The organism is Tabrizicola sp. (assembly GCF_041919135.1).
Taxonomy (GTDB): Bacteria; Pseudomonadota; Alphaproteobacteria; order Rhodobacterales; family Rhodobacteraceae; genus Tabrizicola.
The window spans coordinates 98,061-116,975 of sequence record NZ_JAYRUJ010000008.1; the positions used below are offsets into that span (position 1 = coordinate 98,061).

Sequence of the window (18,915 nt, forward strand, 5' to 3'; positions counted from 1 at the left end):
GCGACGCGAGGGAGGAGCATCACCTCTCGAACCTGTCGCGGATCAGCCGGTCCAGCGCCATGACGCCCCAGCCGGTCGCCCCTTTCGGCGCCAGCGTGGTGTCGGCCTTCAGCAGCGCGGTCCCCGCGATGTCGAGGTGGCACCAGGGGACGTCCGGCTTGACGAAGCGGGCCAGGAACTGCGCGGCGGTGATCGCGCCGCCGTCGCGGCCGCCGACGTTCATCATGTCGGCCACGCGGGACTTCAGCTTCTGGTCATAGGCCTCGCCCATCGGCATCCGCCAGGCGCCCTCGCCCTCTGCCTTGGCGGCGGCGAGGAAGGCGTTGCACAGGGCGTCATCGTTGGAAAAGACGCCGGTGTTCTCATGCCCCAGCGCGATGATGATCGCGCCGGTCAGCGTGGCGAGGTTGATCATGCCGGTCGGCTTGAAGCGTTCCTGCGCGTACCAGAGCACATCGGCCAGCACGAGGCGGCCCTCGGCGTCGGTGTTGATGACCTCGATCGTGTCGCCCTTCATCGACTTCACCACGTCGCCGGGGCGTTGGGCGCGGCCGTCGGGCATGTTCTCGACCAGACCGACCAGCCCCACGACATTGGCCCTGGCCTTGCGCAAGGCCAGCGTCCGCATGACCCCGGCGACGGTGCCCGCGCCGCCCATGTCCATGGTCATGTCCTCCATCCCGGCGGCGGGCTTGATCGAGATGCCGCCGGTGTCGAAGACCACGCCCTTGCCGATCAGCGCGAAGGGGGCCTCGTCCCCGCCGCCCTGCCATTGCATCACCACGACCTTCGAGGGGCTTTCCGACCCCTGCCCCACGCCAAGGAGCGCGCCCATGCCCAGGCGGCGCAGTTCCTCCTCCTCCAGGATCTCGACCTGCAGGCCCAGCTCCTGCATCCCGGCCAGGCGCGCGGCGAAATCGGAGGTGGTCAGCACGTTGGCGGGCTCGTTCACCAGGTCGCGGGTGAAGAACACGCCCTCGGCCACCGCCGCCATCGGCGCGGCGGCGCGGGCCACGGCTTCGGGGTTGGCGACGGCCACGGTCACCGCGCCCTTCGCCTTCTTCTCGCCGGTCTTGTGGGTGTCGAAATCATAGGCCCGCAGCGCGAGACCGAAGGCGATCTCGGCCGCGCGGGGATGGCCTTCGGCCAGGACCAGCGTCGGGGCCGCGCCATGCGCCCGCCCGACCGCCGCGCCTGCCTTGCGGGCCTGGGTCACATCGGCGCGCTTGGGGAGGCGCAGGATCTGCACCGCCTCGGCCTGCAGGCCCGCGGGCCAGGCCAGCTCCATCGCCTCGCCCGGCTTGAGCTTGCCGAAGGCGTCCGAGGCGACGGCCCGCGCCAGCGCGCCGCGCGCCAGCCGGTCAAGCTTGCGGAAGGCGGCCGAGGGCGGCTGGTCGGGTTCGGCCAATAGGGCGATGCGGCCCGGGGTGGTGGCCAGCGCGTCGAGGTCGGGGGCAAGGAACTGGATCGGCAGGGGCTGGGGCATCATTGTCTCGCGTGCTTGGGGATTTGCCGCATTGGGCAAGCCTTCGCCGGGACGCTACATCCGGGCCGGGCGATTGGCCAGATAGCAGTTTTCGCCGTCCGCGAATTCCGTTAGGGTCATCGCAAGATCTTGTGGGGGCCGACGGGCGCGTGTCCAGATTCGACAGATACCTGCTGTCGCAGCTGCTTCAGCTGTTCGGCTTCTTCGCGCTGGTTCTGGTGGCCGTCTACTGGGTCAACCGGGCGGTGGGCCTGTTCGACCAGCTGATCGGCGACGGCCAGTCGGCGCTGGTGTTCCTGGAGTTCTCGCTTCTGACCCTGCCCAATGCGGTGCGCCTGGTGCTGCCGGTGGCGGCCTTTGCCGCGACGGTCTATGCGGTCAACCGGCTGATGCAGGAAAGCGAGCTTGTGGTGATGCAGGCCACCGGCTTTTCGGCATTCCGGCTGGCGCGGCCCGTCCTCTATTTCGGGATCTGCGTCATGGCGATGCAACTGGTCCTGACCAATGTGCTGGTTCCCGCCAGCCAGCGCCTGCTTGCGGACCGCAGCGCCGAGATCTCGCAGAACGTCACCGCCCGATTCCTGAACGCCGGCCAGTTCATGCATCCCGGCGCAGGCCTGGCGCTTTACATCCGCGAGATCACGCCGACCGGCGAACTGCTGGACCTGTTCCTCTCGGACGAGCGCGCGCGTGGCGAGCGGGTGGTCCATACCGCGCGCAAGGCCTTTCTCGTCCGGGGCGAAGCCGCGCCGAAGCTGGTGATGGTCGAAGGCGCGACCCAGACGCTGGACCGGGCAAGCGGGCGGCTGTCGATCACGCGCTTTGCCGATTTCACGCTGGATCTTGCCGGGTTGGTCAACCTGGATGCGGTGGGCAAGATCGCGACCGACACGCTCTCGACCCCGACCCTTCTGGCTGCGGACCCCGAGCTGGCGCAATCGGTCCGCGTGACCCCGGCCGAGATGCTGGAGGAGGGCCATTCCCGCCTTGCCGGGCCGCTTCTGGCGATCGCCGCGCCGCTCCTGGGCTTTGCCGCGCTGATGCTGGGCGGGTTCTCGCGCTTCGGGCTCTGGCGGCAGATGGCGCTGGCGGTGGGGCTGATCATCGGGCTGCAACTCGCCTGGACCTGGGCGGGCAGCCTGGCGCTGCAATCCGCGGCGGTATGGCCGGCGCTTTACGCCGCGCCGCTGGGCGGCATGGCGCTGGCCTGGGGGCTTCTGTGGTGGGGCCAGCAGCCGCGCCGGTTGCGGCGGGGGGCCCCGGCATGACGCTTAGCCTCTATATCGCGCGGCGCTTCGCGGGCATGGTCGGGCGGGTCTTCCTGATCTTCTTCGGCATCCTGATGCTGATCGACATGATCGAGCAGTTGCGCCGCTTCTCGGACGCCGGGGTCGGGCTTGGCCAGGCGGCGCTGCTGTCGCTGCTGAACGTCCCCGAGACGCTGTACCGGATCCTGCCGCTGATCATGATCATGGCCGCGATCGCGATGTTCCTGGGCTTGGCGCGGTCGTCCGAACTGGTGGTGGTGCGGGCGGCGGGGCGGTCGGGCCTGCGCTTCCTCGTCACGCCGCTGGTGGTCTCGATCCTGCTGGGGGCGCTGGTGGTGGCGCTGTTCAACCCGCTCGTCGCCGCCACCTCCAAGGCCTATGACCAGCGCCGCGCGGCGCTGTCGCGGGGCGGCGACTCGGTGCTGTCGGTCTCGGATTCCGGGCTCTGGCTGCGGCAGGGGGGCGAGGACGGGCAGACGGTGATCCAGGCCGCCCGCGCCAACCCGGACGGAACGCAGCTGTTCGGCGTGACCTTCCTTTCGTTCGACGCGGCAGGCCTGCCCGCCCGCCGGATCGAATCCGAGAGCGCGCGGCTGACCGAGGGCGCCTGGGAACTGTCGGGGGCCAAGACCTGGGACCTCACCCAGCCCAACCCCGAGCTTGCCGCCAGCCGCGACGAGGGGCCGGTCGCCCTGCCCTCGGACCTGACGGCCGAGCGGATCCGCGACAGTTTCGGCACCCCCTCGGCCATCGCCTTCTGGGACCTGCCGGGCTATATCGCCGATCTGGAGGGCGCGGGCTTCTCGGCCCGGTCCTACCGGCTGTGGTTCCAGATGGAACTGGCCCAGCCGCTTTTGATGGCGGCGATGGTGCTGGTTGCCGCCGGCTTCACCATGCGCCATGTCCGCTTCGGCGGCACCGGCAGGATGGTCCTGATGGCGATGCTGGCGGGCTTCGGCATCTTCTTCCTGCGCAACTTCGCGCAGGCCCTGGGCGACAGCGGCCAGATTCCGATCACGCTTGCCGCCTGGAGCCCGCCGGTCGCGGCGGTGATGTTCTCGCTCGGCCTGCTTCTGCACCTGGAGGACGGCTGACATGGCGCGCATCCTGCTGGCCCTCTGCCTGGCCCTGGCCATCGCCCTGCCCGCCCGCGCGCAGGACCGGGCGACGCTGGTCTCGGACAGCCTCCAGATCACCGGCGACACCCGGCTGATCGCCTCCGGCAATGTCGAGGTCTTCTACCAGGGCCGCCGCCTGAAGGCCGCGCGCATCACCTTCGACCAGGCGATCGACCGGCTGGAGATCGCCGGCCCCATCATCCTGACCGAGGACTCGGGCGAGGTGATCATCCTGGCCTCGCAGGCCGATCTTGCCGCCGACATGGCCGAGGGCATCCTGACCAGCGCGCGGCTGGTGCTGAACCGGCAGTTGCAGCTGGCGGCCAATACCATGACCCGCGTCTCGGGCCGCTATACGCAGCTTGATACCGTGGCGGCCTCGTCCTGCAAGGTCTGCGCCGGCGACCCCACGCCCCTGTGGGAGATCCGCGCCCGCCGCGTCACGCATGACGAGATCGCCCGGCAGATCTATTTCGACAACGCCCAGTTCCGCCTGGCCGGGGTGCCGGTCTTCTACATCCCCCGGCTGCGGATGCCCGACCCCAGCCTCGAACGCGCGACCGGCTTCCTGATGCCGTCGATCCGCACCACCTCGGACCTCGGGACCGGGATCAAGCTGCCGTATTTCATCGCGCTGACCCCCGCGTCGGACCTGACGCTGACGCCCTACGTCACCGCCCGCGACAGCCAGACGCTGGAGTTGCGCTACCGTCACGCCTTCTCCACCGGCTGGATCGAGCTGAACGGCGCGATCACCAGCGACCAGCTGATCCCGGGCGACCCGCGCGGCTATCTCTTCGTCGACGGCGCCTTCCGCCTGCCGTTGAACTTCGGCCTGACGATCAAGGGCCAGACCGTCACCGACCCGGCCTATCTTCTGGACTACGGCATCAGCGACACCGACCGGCTCGACAGCCGGATCGAGGCCAGCCGCACCCGCCGGAACGAACATATCTCGGCCCGGATCATCAGCTTCCAGACGCTGCGCGACGACGAGGACAACACCACGATCCCCTCGGTCGTGGCGGACCTGACCTTCCACCGCCGCTTCTCGCTGGGGGCGCTGGGCGGCGAGGGCGGCCTGCGGCTGCAGACGCACAACCACTGGCGCAGTTCGACCGATCCCCTGGACGGCTCGGACAGCGACGACATCGCCGACGGCCGCGACCTGGGCCGGATCTCGGCCCGGATCGACTGGCGGAAAAGCTTCATCCTGCCCCTCGGGATCGAGGCCACCATCCTGGGCGAGGCTTCGGCCGACAGCTACTCGATCGCCCAGGACAACCTCTATGGCGGCACCACCCGCACCCATGGCAACGCCGGGGTGGAGTTTCGCTGGCCCTGGGTCAAGGCCGGTGCCTCGGGCGCCACCCATGTGATCGAGCCGGTGGCGCAATTCATCTGGGCCTCCTCGGATGCGGAAAGCCTGCCGAACGAGGATTCGGTGCTGGTCGAATTCGACGAGGGCAGCCTTTTCGCGCTGGACCGCTTTCCCGGCGCGGATGCGGTGGAACGCGGGCCGCGCGCCAACCTCGGGATCAGCTGGACCCGCCATGACCCGGCAGGCTGGTCGATGGGCGTGACCCTGGGCCGCGTCTTCCGCGAGGCGGATCTGGGACAGTTCGGTCCCGGCTCGGGCCTGGACGGGCGCCGTTCGGACTGGCTGGCGGCGGTCAACTTCGACCTGGCCGACGGGATCGCCCTGACCGCGCGCACCGTCTTCGACGACGATTTCGACCTCACCAAGGGCGAGGCGCGGGTCGCCTACAGCGGCGAGAAGACGGCGCTCGCCTCCTCGCTGATCTGGGCGGTGGCCGACACGACCGAGAACCGCCCCGATCCCACGCAGGAAATCACCTTCGACGCGCGCCGCAAGCTGAACCCGAACTGGACGGCCAAGCTTTCCGGCCGCTACGACTTCGTCGCCGACCAGGGCACCGTGGCCGGCATGGGGCTGGAGTTCCTGAACGAGTGCGTGCGCTTCGACGTTTCCCTCTCGCGTCGCTTCACGTCATCCACTAGTGTGTCGCCGACGACGGATTTCTCCCTGTCGCTGGATCTGGTCGGGTTCGGCAGCGGCGTGACCGGGGGACCGGCGCGGACGTGCCGGAAGTGACCGGAACGGCAGGGCGGCGGGCAGAGACCCGCGAGGGAACAGGAAGAACGGCTGAGGCGATGGCATTTTCGGTTCTGAAACGGCAGGCGGTGGCGCTTGCCTGCACGGTGGCCCTGGCTGGCCCCGCCCTGGCGCAAGATCTTTTCGCGCCCCGGCTTTATGTGAACGACCGCGTGATCACCGAATACGAGATCTCGCAGCGGGCCATGTTCCTGCAACTCCTGCGCGCGCCCGGCAACCCCGAGGACGAGGCGCTGAAGGCCCTGATCGAGGACCGCCTGCGCCAGACCGAGGCCGAGCGTCTGGACCTGGCCGTCTCGGAAGAGGAAGTCCGCCAGGGGATGGAGGAATTCGCCTCGCGCGCCAACCTGACCGCCGAGGCGCTGGTCGGCGAACTGGCCAAGGCCGGCCTCTCGGCCGAGACCTTCCGCGACTTCGTGACCTCGGGCCTGCTCTGGCGCAAGGCGGTGCGCGCCCGCTTTGCCGGCCGTGTCCCGGTCAGCGAGAACGACATCGACCGCGCACTCGAGGCCGAGACCCGGCGCAAGGCGCTGCAGGTCCTGGTCTCCGAACTGGTGATCCCCGCCCAGCCGGGCAGCGAGGCCGACGCCATGGCGCTGGCCAACCAACTGTCCGACACCATCACCAGCGAAGGTGGCTTCGCGGCCGCCGCGCGGCAACACTCCGCCTCGCCCACGGCGGCGAACGGTGGGCGGCTGGACTGGATGCCGCTTGCCAACCTGCCAGGCGCGATCGGCGCGGCGGTGCTGGCGCTGGGCCCGGGCGAGGTTTCGGACCCGGTCGCGGTCCCCGGTGCGGTGGTGCTGTTCCAACTGCGCGAGGTCGCGGTCGACCAGAGCGCCGAGCCGGTCGCCGTCACCGTGGAATGGGCGGATTTCCTGATCCCCGACAGCGCCGGGGAAGTGGCCCGCATCCGCGCCAATGCGGATGAGTGCAACGACCTGAACGCGCTTGCCAAGGGCCTGCCGGCGGACCGCCTGACGATCACCAAACAGCCCGCCAGCGAGGTTCCGGGCGATGTCGGGCTGGAGCTTGCCCGCCTCGATCCCGGCGAAAGTTCGGTCGCGCTGGCCCGGAATGGCTATCGCCGCCTGATCATGCTGTGCGGCCGCGAGGTCACCCGCGAGGAACCGATCAGCCGCGACCAGGTCCGCGAGGCGGTGACGAACCAGAAGCTGGAAGGCCTGGCCGAGGGCTATCTGGAAGAGCTGCGCGCCGCCGCCTTCATCCGCGAACCGTGAGCGCGCCCACCGTCCTGACCTGCGGCGATCCCTCCGGAATCGGTCCGGAGATCGCCGCGAAGGCCTGGGCCAAAGGCGAAAGGTTCCTCTGGCTTGGCGATCCCCGGCACCTGCCCGCCGGGGTCGACTGGCGCGAGGTCGGGGAAGGTGATGCGCCCGGCGATGGCCCGCTCGCCGTCCTGCGCCAGGATTTTCCCGCCGAAGCACCGCCCGGCCAGCCGGACCCGGCCAATGCCCCGGCCGTGGTCGCGGTGATCGAACGCGCGGTGCGGCTGGTGCAGGCAGGCAAGGCCGGGGCGATCTGCACCGCGCCGATCCACAAGAAGGCGCTGAAGGACGGCGCGGGCTTCGCCTTCCCCGGCCATACCGAATTTCTGGCCCATCTGGCGGGGGTGGAGCGGGTGGTGATGATGCTGGCCTCTCCCGGCCTGCGCGTGGTGCCCGCGACGATCCACATCCCGCTCTCCGCGGTGCCGCGCAGCCTGACCCCGGCGCTGCTGGAGGAGACGATCCGGATCACCCGCGCGGGCCTGGTCCGGGATTTCGGCCTTGTCCGACCGCGGATCGCGGTGGCCGGGCTGAACCCCCATGCCGGTGAAGGCGGTGCGATGGGGCGGGAGGAGCTGGACTGGATGGCCCCGCTGGTGGCGCGGCTTGCCGCCGAGGGCATGGCCATCCGCGGCCCCCTGCCCGCCGACACGATGTTCCATGCTGCCGCGCGGGCGGGCTACGACGTGGCGGTCTGCGCCTATCACGACCAGGCGCTGATCCCGATCAAGACCATCGACTTCGCGGGCGGGGTGAACGTCACGCTGGGCCTGCCCTTCGTCCGCACCTCGCCGGACCATGGCACCGCCTTCGACATCGCCGGGCGCGGGGTGGCGGACCCCTCCAGCCTGATCGCGGCGCTGCGGATGGCGCGAGAGATGGCGGCGGCGCGCGGGTGTTGAGTGCGGGACCGGGGGCCAGCCCCCGGACCCCCGGGATATTTGCACCAGTATGAAAGCTGGAGGGAAGTATTGGGAACGATCGACGGCCTGCCACCCCTGCGCGAGGTGATCCGGGCGCATGAGCTGGTGGCGAAGAAGCAGCTGGGGCAGAACTTCCTGCTCGACCTCAACCTGACCGCCAAGATCGCCCGGTCGGCGGGGGATCTGTCGGCTTGCGACGTGCTGGAGGTCGGCCCCGGCCCCGGCGGTTTGACCCGGGGCCTTCTGGCCGAGGGCGCGCGGCGGGTGGTGGCGGTCGAGAAGGATGCCCGCGCCCTGCCCGCCCTGGCCGAGATCGCGGCCGCCTATCCCGGCCGGCTGGAGGTGCTGCATGGCGACGCGCTGGAGCTTGACCTGGCCGCGCATCTGGCGCCTCCGGTCAAGATCGTGGCCAACCTGCCCTACAATGTCGGCACCGAGCTTCTGATCCGCTGGCTCTCGCCCCTCGTCTGGCCGCCGATCTGGTCCAGCCTGACGCTGATGTTCCAGAAGGAGGTCGCCGAACGGATCGTGGCCAGGCCGCGCACCGAGCATTACGGACGGCTGGCGCTGCTGGCCCAGTGGCGCTGCGACGCGCGGATCGTGATGACGCTGCCGCCCGAGGCCTTCACGCCCGCGCCCAAGGTGCATTCGGCGGTAGTGCAGTTGACCGCCCTGCCCGGCCCACGTTTTCCCTGCGATTTCGCGGTGTTGCAGCGCATCACCGCCATGGCCTTCAACCAGCGCCGCAAGATGTTGCGCTCCAGTCTCAGGGGGCTTGGGCCCGACATCGAGGCGAAGCTGGAAGCGGTGGGCATTCCGCCCACCGCGAGGGCCGAGGAAATCGGCCTTGAAGCCTTCTGTGCGCTGGCCCGGGCGGTTCAGGCCGCCGCCTGACGCAGCGCCAGCACGCGCGCCATGGTCTCGCCCATGGCGCTGGGGTTCGGGGCCACGGTGATCCCGGCGGCGGTCAGGATGTCGACCTTCTCCTGCGCCGATTCCCCGAAGGCCGAGATGATCGCCCCGGCATGGCCCATCTTGCGCCCCTTCGGCGCCGAAAGACCGGCGATATAGGCGACGACCGGCTTCTTCATATGCTCCTGCGCATAGGCCGCGGCTTCGGCCTCCTGCGGGCCGCCGATCTCGCCGATCATCATCACGGCATCGGTTTCCGGATCGTTTTCAAAGAGATGCAGGATGTCCTTGAAGCTGGAGCCGTTGATCGGATCGCCGCCGATCCCCACGCTGGTCGAGACGCCGATCCCCAGCGATTTCAGCTGGCTCGCCGCCTCATAGCCCAAGGTCCCCGAGCGCCCGACGATCCCGACCCGCCCCGCCATGTAGATATGCGGCGGCATGATCCCCATGAAGCCCTTGCCGGGCGAGATGATGCCGGCGCAGTTCGGGCCGATCAGCCGCATCTTCCGCATCTCGGGATAGCGGCGCAGGAAGCGCTTGACCCGCATCATGTCCTGGCTCGGGATGCCGTCGGTGACGCAGACCGCGGTGCGGATCCCGGCGTCCGCGGCTTCCATGATCGCATCGGCCGCGAAGGGCGGCGGGACGAAGACCAGGCTCGCCTCGGCGCCGGTCGCTTCCACGGCTTCGCGGACGGTGTTGAAGAGCGGCCGGTCCATGTGGCTGTCGCCGCCGCGCCCCGGCGTGACCCCGCCCACGACATTGGTGCCGTGCTTGATCATGTCGGCGGTGTGGAAGGCGCCGATGCGGCCGGTCATGCCCTGGACGATGACCTTGGTCTTTTCGGTGATGAGAATGGCCATGGTTTCCTCCTTCAGGCGGCTTGGCGGGGACGCGACGCGACGGCCTTGGCGGCCGCCTCGGCAAGGGTGTCGGCCGAGATCAGCGGCAGGCCGGACTGGTCGATGATCCGCCGCCCTTCCTCGACATTGGTGCCGGCAAGGCGCACGACGACCGGGATCGTCAGGCCCAGCTGGCGGTAGGCGGTCACGACGCCCTCGGCCACCCAGTCGCAGCGGTTGATGCCGGCGAAGATGTTCACCAGGACCACGCCCACGTTGCGGTCGGCAAGTACGGTCTGGAACGCCTTGACCACCCGCTCGGGGCTGGCGCCGCCGCCGATGTCCAGGAAGTTTGCGGGCTCGCCGCCCGCGAGCTTGATCATGTCCATCGTCGCCATCGCCAGGCCGGCGCCGTTGATGATGCAGCCGATGTCGCCGGTCAGGCCGACATAGGACAGGCCGTGGTCGCCGGCGGTCGATTCACGCGGGTCCTCCTGGCTGCGGTCGCGCAGTTCGGCCACCTGAGGACGGCGGAACAAGGCGTTGGTATCGAAGGACATTTTCGCATCCAGCGCCACCAGGTCGCCCGAGCCGGTGATGACCAGCGGGTTGATCTCGACCATGACCGCGTCGAGGTCGCGATAGGCGCGGTAGCAGGCCCGCAGGATCGAGACCATCTGCGCGATCTGCCCGCCCTTCAGGCCCAGCTGGAAGGCCAGCTCGCGGGCCTGGAACTCGGTCAGGCCGACGGCCGGGTCGATCGTCATGCGGCGCAGGGACTCGGGATCGGTCTCGGCCAGGTCCTCGATCTCCATCCCGCCCTGGGCCGAGGCGACGATCATGATGCGCTCGGACTTCCGGTCCAGGACGAAGCCCAGGTAGATCTCCTGCGCGATGTCCGAGGCGGCCTCGATCCACAGCCGGTAGACGCCCTTGCCGTTGGCGTCGGTCTGCTTGGTGACAAGCTGCTTGCCGAAGAGGCTTGCGGCGAAGGTCGCCACCTCATGCTCGTCGCGGCAGAGCTTGACCCCGCCCGCGGCACCCCGGCCGCCGGAGTGGATCTGCGCCTTGACCACCCAGGCATTGCCGCCCAGTTCGCGGGCGCGGTAGCCTGCCTGTTCGGGGCTGTAGGCCAGCCCGCCGCGCGGCACCGGCACGCCGAAGCTGGCAAGGATTTCCTTGGCCTGATATTCGTGAATGTCCATGAGCTTCCTCCCGTAAGCCTTTGTAGGGTGGGCAATTTGCCCACCTCGCTATTCAGCGGCGATGGCCTCGGCGATCACCAGGACGTTCTTCGCCATGCGCTCGCTGGCGGCGTCGATCATCTTGCCGTCAAGGCTTGCGGCACCCTTGCCCGCGGCCTCGGCGGCCTTCAGTTCGGCGATGATCCGGCGCGCCTTGGTCACCTCGGCCTCGGTCGGGCTGAAGACCTCGTTCGCCAGGTCCACCTGGCTGGGATGGATCGCCCATTTCCCCTCGCAGCCCAGGGCGGCGGCGCGGCGGGCGCCGGCCTTGTAGCCCTCGGGGTCCGAGAAATCGCCGAACGGGCCGTCGATGGCGCGGAGTCCGTAGGCGCGGCAGGCCGTCGTCATCCGGGCGATGGCGGCATGCCACTGGTCGCCGGGATAATCCGGGTTCAGCCCGCCGATGTTCACCGTCCGCGCCCGCATCGAGGCCGCGAAATCGGCCACGCCGAAATGCATCGCCTCAAGCCTGCTGCCGGGTTGGGTGGCCGACTGGGCGATCGCCTCGACATTGGCCATGCCAAGCGCGGTCTCGATCAGCGCCTCCAGCATCACCTTCGAGCGGTAACCCTTTGCCATCTCGATCTGGTTGACCATCGCCTCGACCATGTAGAGGTCGGCCGGCACGCCCACCTTGGGCACCAGGAGCGTGTGGACCTTGTCGCCCGCCTGCTCCATCACATCGACCACGTCGCGGTACATGTAATGCGTGTCGAGGCCGTTGATCCGCACGCTGACCGTCTTGCCCTTGGCCGCCCAGTCGATGTCGTTCAGCGCCTGGATGCAGTTCTTGCGGGCCTGTTCCTTTTCGGGGGGCGCGACTGCATCCTCCAGATCCAGGAAGACGTAGTCGGCGGCGCTCTCGGCGGCCTTTTCGATCATCGTCGGGTTCGACGAGGGGACCGCAAGTTCGGACCTTTGCAGCCGCTGCCGGCGCAGCGGGTGAAGAGTGTGGCTCATTTCCTTGATTTCCTTCCCTTTTATTCTGCCGCGATCCGGTTCGCGCGAACCGTTCGCCCTTGTGCGTACCAGGCCTGCGCCGCCGCGACGCCCGATCCGAACTCCACTGCCGCGCCCGCCTCGGCCAGCGCCATCTCGGCGACCGACAGTGCGGTCAGGCACATCGCCTCGTTCAGGTCGCCCAGATGGCCGATCCGGAAGACCTTGCCCCCCAGCCGCGCCAGGCCCGAGCCGAACGAGGTGTTGTACCGTTCAAAGCCGATGCGGATCACGTCGCGCGCGTCCACACCCTCGGGCACCCGGATCGCGGTGACGGTGTTCGAGGCGATCGAGGAATGCTCGGCGCAGGTCTCCAGCCCCCAGGCCGCGACGCCGCGGCGGATGCCCTCGGCCAGGCGCGCATGGCGGGCAAAGACGTTCTCCAGCCCCTCGGCCAGGATCCGGTCCAGCGCCGCGCGCATCCCGTGCAACAGCTGCGCCGGCGGGGTGTAGGGGAAATAGCCGGTGTCGGCCAGCATGGCATAGTCCTTCAGGTCGAAGAACGCCCGCTTCGAGGTCGCCTGGGCCGAGGCCGCCAGCGCCTTTGGCGACACCGCCAGCACGCCGAAGCCCGCCGGGCACATCAGCCCCTTCTGGCTGCCGGTCACCGCAAGGTCGACGCCCCAGGCATCCATCTTGAACTCGATCGAGCCGATCGAGGACACGCCGTCGACGAACAGCAGCGCGTCGTGGAAGCTGTCGTCCAGCACCTTGCGCACCGCGGCCACATCGCTGGTCACGCCGGTCGCGGTCTCGTTATGGGTGACGAAGACCGCCTTGATCCTGCCCTTGCGGTCGGCGGCCAGGCGGCGGGCGAACTCGTTCACCGGCGTCGCGGCGCCCCAGGCGAGGTCGACCAGCTCCACGTCGAGGCCCAGCTTGGTGGCCATCTCGGCCCAGAGGGTCGAGAAATGCCCGTGCCGCGCCATCAGCACCTTGTCGCCGGGGTTCAGCGTGTTGGTGATCGCCGCCTCCCAGGCGCCGGTGCCGGAGCCCGGATACAGGATCACGCGCCCGGTCTCGGTCTGGCAGACCTTCTTCAGATCGGCCAGGATCCCCAGGACGAAGGCGCCGAATTCCGGTCCGCGCTGGTCCTCCATCGGCACGTTCATCGCGCGCCGCACGACCTCCGGCACATTGGTCGGGCCTGGAATGAATAGCGTGTTGATACCTGTGCGCATTGCGTCCTCCCTCGATTGAAGGAAGGCTGTCACCTTGGCGAAGCTCTTGAAAGTCAAAGCGGGTTTCGCTGTGAATGCGAGAATTTACAACTCTGTTATTTTGTAATATTGTAAATCATACAAAACCAGAATGTGTGCGACGGTATGCAGAAAACCTTCATCGGGCCCCATCTCCGCCGCCTCCGGCTGGAGCGCGGCGAAACCCAGGGCGGCATGGCGCGCAAGCTGGGGATCAGCGCCTCATACGTCAATTTGCTGGAAAACAACGAAAGATCGGTCTCGGTCCAGGTTCTGCTGCGCCTCTTCGAAGCCTATGGCGTCGACTGGCGCGAGATCATGGACGAGGACGGGGCCAGCCAGCTTGCCGACCTGCGCGCGGCCCTTCAGGATCCGATCTTCGACACCCGGCCCGACCTGCCGCAACTGCGCGCGGCGCTGGTGCATGCGCCCGATCTCGCGGCGGCCTTCCTGCGCCTCCATCGGTCCTGGCAGGCCGCGAATGATCAGCTTCTCGCCCGCAACGAGGGCGACGGCGGCACCATCGCCGCCAGCCCCGAGGCCGCCGTCCACACCGTCTTCCGCCGCCACCGCAACCATTTCCGCGAACTGGAGGAGGCCGCCGAACGCTTCTGGCCCGCCCCGGTCGAGCGCGACGAGATCTATACCACCCTGAAGCACCGCCTGCGCGAGGGCCTGGGGATCTCGGTCCGGCTGGTCCGGGTCGAGGACCTGCCCGGCACGCTGCGGCAGTATGACGAGGCCCGGCGCGAGATCCTGTTGTCCGAGGCGCTGGACCACACCAACCGCACCTTCCAGCTGGTCCACATGTGCGGCCTTCTCGAACAGCGCGAGCTTCTGGACCTGCTGGTCGGCCGCTCGGGCATCGCCGACCCGCGCGGGGTGGCGCGGCTGCGGGTGGAGCTGGCGAACTACTTCGCCGCCGCCGTGCTGATGCCCTATGCCGCCTTCCTGGCCGAGGCGCGGGCGACGAAATACGACCTGGACCATATCGCCACCCGCTTCGGCGTCAGCTTCGAGCAGGCCTGCCACCGCGCCACCACCCTGCAACGCGAGGGGGCGCAGGGCGTGCCCTTCTTCTTCCTGCGGATCGACAAGGGCGGCAACGTCACCAAACGCTTCAACGCGACCGATTTCCACCTGGCCGAGTTCGGCGGGGCCTGTCCGCGGCTGGACGTGCATACCAGCTTTCGCACCCCTGGGAAGATCGTCCCGCAATTCGTTGAAATGCCAGACAATACCCAGTATTTCGTCTTCTCGCGCACCGTGGACCGCCCGACCTGGATCCGCCATGCCCAAGACAACCGCCTGGCCGTGGCCATGGGCTGCACCATCGCCCATGCGGCCGAGATCGGCTATGCCGAGGCCTTCTCGGTCGCGGGCGCGCGCATGGTGCCGATCGGGATCAACTGCCGGATCTGCCCGCGCGCGAACTGCGACCAGCGCGCCTATCAGGCGGTGATCCTAACCCGCCCCGTCGACGAAAAGCGACGCGGCGCGACCCGATTCGACGGCTAGGCCGTCGCGTCCGCCCGGCAGTGGATCAGCGCCAGCGCCAGCTGGTCCAGCGCGATCGGCTTTGCGACGCAGGCGGCGAAGCCCTGGGCGAGGTAGGCCTCGATCTGGTGGGTCATCACATTGGCCGTCACCGCCACCGCGGGCGGCAGGCCCAGGCCCCTGGCCTGCGCCTTTTCCTGCAACAGCCGCAGCGTTTCCAGCCCGCTCCGGCCGGGCATGGCGATGTCGAGGAGGAGGACGTCATGCCCGCCCTCCGGCCATCGCTCCAGCATCTCCTCGCCCGAGACCACGATCTCGGCCGTGACGCCCAGCGTCCGCAGCATGCTTTGCAGGATGATCCGGTTCGTCGCATTGTCCTCCGCCGCGAGGACGCGCAGCGCGGGGACCGGCGGCACCTCGATCGGCAGGGTCGAGGTCCGCCCGCCAGGCACGACCGGCACCGCGAGTTCGACGCGCGCCGTCAGGCCCTGGCCGGGACGCGAATGCAAGGTGATCTCACCCTGCATCAGCCGCGCCAGCCGGCGCACGATGGAAAGGCCCAGCCCCGTGCCGCCATGCCGGGGCGAGCGGCCGCCCCGCCCTTGGGTGAATTCCTCCAGGACGGCGGCAAGCTCTTCCTCGGCCATGCCGATCCCGGTGTCGCGCACCTCGATCACCAGCCGCTCGGCCGAGGAGGCATCGACCGCCAGCACGATCTCGCCCGCGTCGGTGAACTTCACCGCATTGCCCAGCAGGTTGTGCAGGATCTGGATGATGCGCTGCTCGTCGCCGAAGCGCAGTTCGCCCTCGGCCTCGCCGATGCAGGAGGTGGAGATCTTCACCCCCTTGTCGCCGGCCTTCAGCGCATGCAGCGTCACGATCCGCGCCACCACCTGGCAGAACTGCATCGGCCGTGGCACCAGCACCAGATGGCCGGCCTCGATCTTGGCCAGGTCCAGGATGTCGTTGATCACGCCCAGAAGATGCTCGCCCGATTCGCGGATCACCTGCAGCATGGCGCGGTCCTCGGGGTCGGAAATCCGCCGGTCCAGCACATGCGCCATGCCGAGGACGCCGTTCAGGGGGGTGCGGATCTCATGGCTCATCGCGGCCAGGAAATCCGACTTGGCGCGGTTGGCGGCCTCGGCCGCGGTCATCGCCGCCCGCAGGCGCTCCTCGGCCTCGACGGCGGCGGTGATGTCGGTGACCGAGCAGACCACCGCCAGCTCGGTCCCCGGCGCCGAAAGCCGCGCCGCATTGATCGAGACGATGCGCCTCGTGCCGCAGGGCCAGAGGATCGCGTGACGCACGTCATGCAGGCCGACCGTCCCCGTCAGCGCCTTGACGAAGGGCAGGTCGCGGGGCGGGATGCGGATTCCCTCCTGCGTGGCGATCTGCGCCTGGCACATCAGCGCCGTCAGATCGTCGCCCGGTGCGATCGGCCGGCCCAGCACCAAGGCCGCCGCGCCATTGACGAAAACCACCTTCCCGGTCGGATCCACCGCGATGATGCCCGAGACCGAGGTCTCCATCAGGCGCGCCAGCGTATCGCGTTCGCGCGCCAGCTCGGCCTCCAGCCGCTTGGCGTCCGAGATGTCGATATGCACCCCGGTGATCTCCAGCGGCCGCCCCGCCCAGTCCCAGTCGATCACCTGGCCGCGCGACAGGATCCAGACCCAGTGGCCATTGCGGTGACGCAGGCGCATCTCGTGCTGGATGCGCCAGACCCCGGCCGAGAACGACTGCGCCTCGCGCAGCAGCATGTCGGCCGCATCGTCCGGGTGGATCATCCCCAGCCAGCGGTCGCGCGGGATCGGGTTCAGCTCGGCCGCGCGATAGCCCAGAAGCTCGGCCCAGCGTTCGTCGACCATGCTGCGGCCGTTCCGCACGTCATGCTCCCAGGTGCCGACGCGCGCGCCGTCGATCAGCCGCGACAGCTTGCGCTCCGCCTCGGTCCTGGCGCTGATGTCCAGCGTGACCCCCGAGATCCGGCGCGGATTGCCATCGGCGCGCCTCGCCAGCACCTTGCCCCGCGCCAGGAACCACAGCCAGCGCCCGCTGGAGTGGCGCAGCCGGCACACCAGGTCGAACTGGTCGCTGCCGTCCTGAAGGATCGCGCGCCGTGCCTCCTCCACCGCGGCCCGGTCGCTGCGGTGGACCAGCCGCATGAGATCGGCGACGTCGACGGCCTCGTCTCCCAGGCCAAGCATGCCGCGCCAGCGGTCGTTCATCGCACTTAGCCCGCGCACGTCGTCCCAGTCCCAGACCGCGACCTCGCCGCCCTCCATCACCTGCTGCAGCCGCCGGTCGGCCAGCCTGCGGGCGGTGACATCCTCGTAAAGCCCCACCGTCTCGGCCTCGGGGGTCGAGCGTTCGCGCACCCAGATGATCCGCCCGTCGCCCAGCTGGTCCTCGCCGTCCCAGACCTCGGTCAGCGGCCGGTCCAGCCTGCGCTGCAGCGCCGCCTCGTCGCGCTCGCCCCGGGCGCCGAAGACACCCCGCTCGATCGCCGCGCGCAGAAGGTCGTCATACAGCGCGCCCACCCGGATCAGATCGGCGATGCCCTCGAACACCCGCTCGTAGGGAGAGTTCCACAGGACCAGCCGGTCATCGGCGTCGAAGATCGCAAATCCGTCGTCCAGCGCCTCGATCGCCGAGAGGAAGCGGCGGCGCGTGGCCTGCAGCGTCTCGCGTTCGGCCAGGAGGGCCGCCCCTTGCGCGCGCAGGGCCGTCACGTCCTCGATCAGCGCCCAGACCATGCGCCGCCCGTTCGGATCGACGCTGAGGAATCCGCGCAGGACGGCCGGAAAGCGGCTGCCATCGGCCCGGCGTAACGAAGCCTCGCGCGGGCCGTAGCTGCCCTTCGCCTTCAGCTCGGCGATCGCCTGCCCGATGAAAGGCTCGATATCCGCGGGCAGCAGGTCGCGCACCCGCAACCCGGGCGAGGCCTGCGGGTCCAGGCCGAAGGTGGTCTTGAAGGCCCCGTTCGCATCCAGGATCTCGCCGGTGTCATAATCGTTCAGCAGGATCGGCTGCGGACACATCTCGAAGAAGGCGGCGAACTGCCCCTCGCGGTAGGTGGCCATCTCGCTCTGGACTTGGTCCGCCGAAAGGTCCCGGATCACCGCCACCACGCCGGGCTTCGCCCCGCCGGTCGCCACCGGCAGCGGCGCGACCGAGAGGTCATACCAATGCGGCGCGACGGGCGAGGCGACCCCCACCCGCCGCCGCGCCGGGGTCGCCAGCAGTTCGCACAGGGCCTTGGCCAACGGATCCGGCAGCACCTCGCCGACCGGCCGGCCGATCCCGGCGCGCAGGAGGCCCGACAGCCAGGGCAGCCTGTCGTTGCGGCAGGCCAGGATCCTGCCTTCCGGGCAGATTTCGACCACCAGGTCGGGCAAGGCGCGCAGCGTCGCCTCCAGATGGGCGTGGATCCCGGCCCCGGCTGTCGCCTCGGCGCGCAGCAGCACGCTGGCCACCCCGCGGGCGACCGAGGCCAGCAGGAACACCTCGTCCTCCTCCCAGGGCCGGCCCGCATCCTGGCTGTCATGCCCGAGGATCCCCAGAAGCCGCGGGCCATCCATCAACGGCACCATCAGCACCGACCGGGCCCCGATCCGCTCCAGGAAGGCGCGTTCACCGCTGCCTTCGGGCACCTCCTCCTTGCGGGGCACGGCCACCGGGCGGCCGGCATGGAACGCGGCATGCCAGAGCGGATGCCGCTGCGCCGCGATCGCCTGCATCTGCGGCCGCAGGGCCGGCACGCCTGCGGCCACCCATTCGTGGCTGCCGGTCCAGGACCCGTCCAGCCGCACCTGCAACAGGAAGCTCCGGCGCAGCCCGCAGGCCGCTCCCAGCCGCGCCAGGACCGCGTCGATCCGGGCATCGGCGGTGCGGCTGTCGGCGTCGAACAGCCGGTTGATCAGTTCGACCACCAGAAGCTCCAGCCGCGCCGGGCGGGCATGGTCGGGCGCAGGCTGGCCGGACTCCGCCACGGG

13 protein-coding genes are annotated in these 18,915 nt (G+C 69.4%); 7 read left to right on the top strand and 6 right to left on the bottom strand.

Annotated features, from left to right (window positions below; genetic code table 11):
* Positions 1-19 precede the first annotated feature (19 nt).
* Positions 20-1,486: a leucyl aminopeptidase gene (locus tag ACE3UA_RS08300; RefSeq protein ID WP_374643971.1), complete on the bottom strand. Its 1,467-nt coding sequence runs from the start codon at positions 1,484-1,486 to the stop codon at positions 20-22.
* Between the two features lie 149 nt (positions 1,487-1,635).
* Between ACE3UA_RS08300 and lptF the strand changes: the two genes are divergently transcribed.
* The 6 genes from lptF to rsmA all read left to right on the top strand — a co-directional run bounded on the left by lptF (position 1,636) and on the right by rsmA (position 9,115).
* Positions 1,636-2,754, top strand: coding sequence for an LPS export ABC transporter permease LptF (gene lptF, locus ACE3UA_RS08305; protein WP_374643973.1), 1,119 nt, complete (start codon positions 1,636-1,638; stop codon positions 2,752-2,754).
* On the top strand, positions 2,751-3,848 hold the full coding sequence (gene lptG / locus ACE3UA_RS08310; RefSeq protein WP_374643975.1) for an LPS export ABC transporter permease LptG: 1,098 nt from the start codon (positions 2,751-2,753) through the stop codon (positions 3,846-3,848). Before lptF ends, lptG begins: the two co-directional genes overlap by 4 nt.
* 1 nt (position 3,849) lies before the next feature.
* Positions 3,850-5,988, top strand: a complete 2,139-nt coding sequence (locus tag ACE3UA_RS08315) for an LPS-assembly protein LptD (protein ID WP_374643977.1) — start codon at positions 3,850-3,852, stop codon at positions 5,986-5,988.
* 59 nt (positions 5,989-6,047) lie between these two features.
* Positions 6,048-7,250, top strand: coding sequence for a peptidylprolyl isomerase (locus tag ACE3UA_RS08320; protein ID WP_374643979.1), 1,203 nt, complete (start codon positions 6,048-6,050; stop codon positions 7,248-7,250).
* Positions 7,247-8,200 (top strand): 4-hydroxythreonine-4-phosphate dehydrogenase PdxA, encoded by a 954-nt coding sequence (gene pdxA, locus ACE3UA_RS08325; protein WP_374643981.1) that lies wholly within the window; start codon positions 7,247-7,249, stop codon positions 8,198-8,200. The genes ACE3UA_RS08320 and pdxA overlap by 4 nt, the downstream gene beginning before the upstream one ends.
* Positions 8,201-8,269: 69 nt before the next feature.
* The gene (rsmA, locus tag ACE3UA_RS08330) at positions 8,270-9,115 is read left to right on the top strand and encodes a 16S rRNA (adenine(1518)-N(6)/adenine(1519)-N(6))-dimethyltransferase RsmA (protein WP_374643983.1); all 846 of its coding nucleotides are present in this window, start codon (positions 8,270-8,272) and stop codon (positions 9,113-9,115) included.
* On the opposite strand, the gene sucD is transcribed toward rsmA, so the two are convergent.
* The 4 genes from sucD to ACE3UA_RS08350 are packed head-to-tail and all read right to left on the bottom strand — an operon-like array spanning position 9,100 to position 13,402.
* Positions 9,100-9,999, bottom strand: coding sequence for a succinate--CoA ligase subunit alpha (sucD, locus tag ACE3UA_RS08335; protein WP_374643985.1), 900 nt, complete (start codon positions 9,997-9,999; stop codon positions 9,100-9,102). The two genes, rsmA and sucD, sit on opposite strands and share 16 nt — an antisense overlap.
* Before the next feature lie 11 nt (positions 10,000-10,010).
* On the bottom strand, positions 10,011-11,183 hold the full coding sequence (locus tag ACE3UA_RS08340; protein ID WP_374643987.1) for a malate--CoA ligase subunit beta: 1,173 nt from the start codon (positions 11,181-11,183) through the stop codon (positions 10,011-10,013).
* Positions 11,184-11,231: 48 nt separating this feature from the next.
* On the bottom strand, positions 11,232-12,182 hold the full coding sequence (locus ACE3UA_RS08345) for a CoA ester lyase (protein WP_374643989.1): 951 nt from the start codon (positions 12,180-12,182) through the stop codon (positions 11,232-11,234).
* Positions 12,183-12,202: 20 nt separating this feature from the next.
* Positions 12,203-13,402 carry an alanine--glyoxylate aminotransferase family protein gene (locus ACE3UA_RS08350; protein WP_374643991.1) on the bottom strand — a complete coding sequence of 400 codons (1,200 nt, stop codon included), beginning with the start codon at positions 13,400-13,402 and terminating at the stop codon, positions 12,203-12,205.
* Positions 13,403-13,546: 144 nt separating this feature from the next.
* On the opposite strand from ACE3UA_RS08350, the gene ACE3UA_RS08355 reads away from it, so the two are divergent.
* Positions 13,547-14,938, top strand: a complete 1,392-nt coding sequence (locus ACE3UA_RS08355) for a short-chain fatty acyl-CoA regulator family protein (protein WP_374643993.1) — start codon at positions 13,547-13,549, stop codon at positions 14,936-14,938.
* Here ACE3UA_RS08355 and ACE3UA_RS08360 read toward each other — a convergent pair.
* Positions 14,935-18,912 carry a PAS domain-containing protein gene (locus tag ACE3UA_RS08360; RefSeq protein ID WP_374643995.1) on the bottom strand — a complete coding sequence of 1,326 codons (3,978 nt, stop codon included), beginning with the start codon at positions 18,910-18,912 and terminating at the stop codon, positions 14,935-14,937. The two genes, ACE3UA_RS08355 and ACE3UA_RS08360, sit on opposite strands and share 4 nt — an antisense overlap.
* Positions 18,913-18,915 lie beyond the last annotated feature (3 nt).

Excerpts from the sequence above, each read along its gene's own strand:
- lptG (WP_374643975.1), top strand. The coding sequence starts at position 2,751 with ATGACGCTTAGCCTCTATATCGCGCGGCGCTTCGCGGGCATGGTCGGG.
- ACE3UA_RS08315 (WP_374643977.1), top strand. The coding sequence starts at position 3,850 with ATGGCGCGCATCCTGCTGGCCCTCTGCCTGGCCCTGGCCATCGCCCTG.
- ACE3UA_RS08300 (WP_374643971.1), bottom strand. The coding sequence starts at position 1,486 with ATGCCCCAGCCCCTGCCGATCCAGTTCCTTGCCCCCGACCTCGACGCG.
- ACE3UA_RS08350 (WP_374643991.1), bottom strand. The coding sequence starts at position 13,402 with ATGCGCACAGGTATCAACACGCTATTCATTCCAGGCCCGACCAATGTG.
- ACE3UA_RS08340 (WP_374643987.1), bottom strand. The coding sequence starts at position 11,183 with ATGGACATTCACGAATATCAGGCCAAGGAAATCCTTGCCAGCTTCGGC.
- ACE3UA_RS08355 (WP_374643993.1), top strand. The coding sequence starts at position 13,547 with ATGCAGAAAACCTTCATCGGGCCCCATCTCCGCCGCCTCCGGCTGGAG.
- ACE3UA_RS08320 (WP_374643979.1), top strand. The coding sequence starts at position 6,048 with ATGGCATTTTCGGTTCTGAAACGGCAGGCGGTGGCGCTTGCCTGCACG.
- sucD (WP_374643985.1), bottom strand. The coding sequence starts at position 9,999 with ATGGCCATTCTCATCACCGAAAAGACCAAGGTCATCGTCCAGGGCATG.
- ACE3UA_RS08345 (WP_374643989.1), bottom strand. The coding sequence starts at position 12,182 with ATGAGCCACACTCTTCACCCGCTGCGCCGGCAGCGGCTGCAAAGGTCC.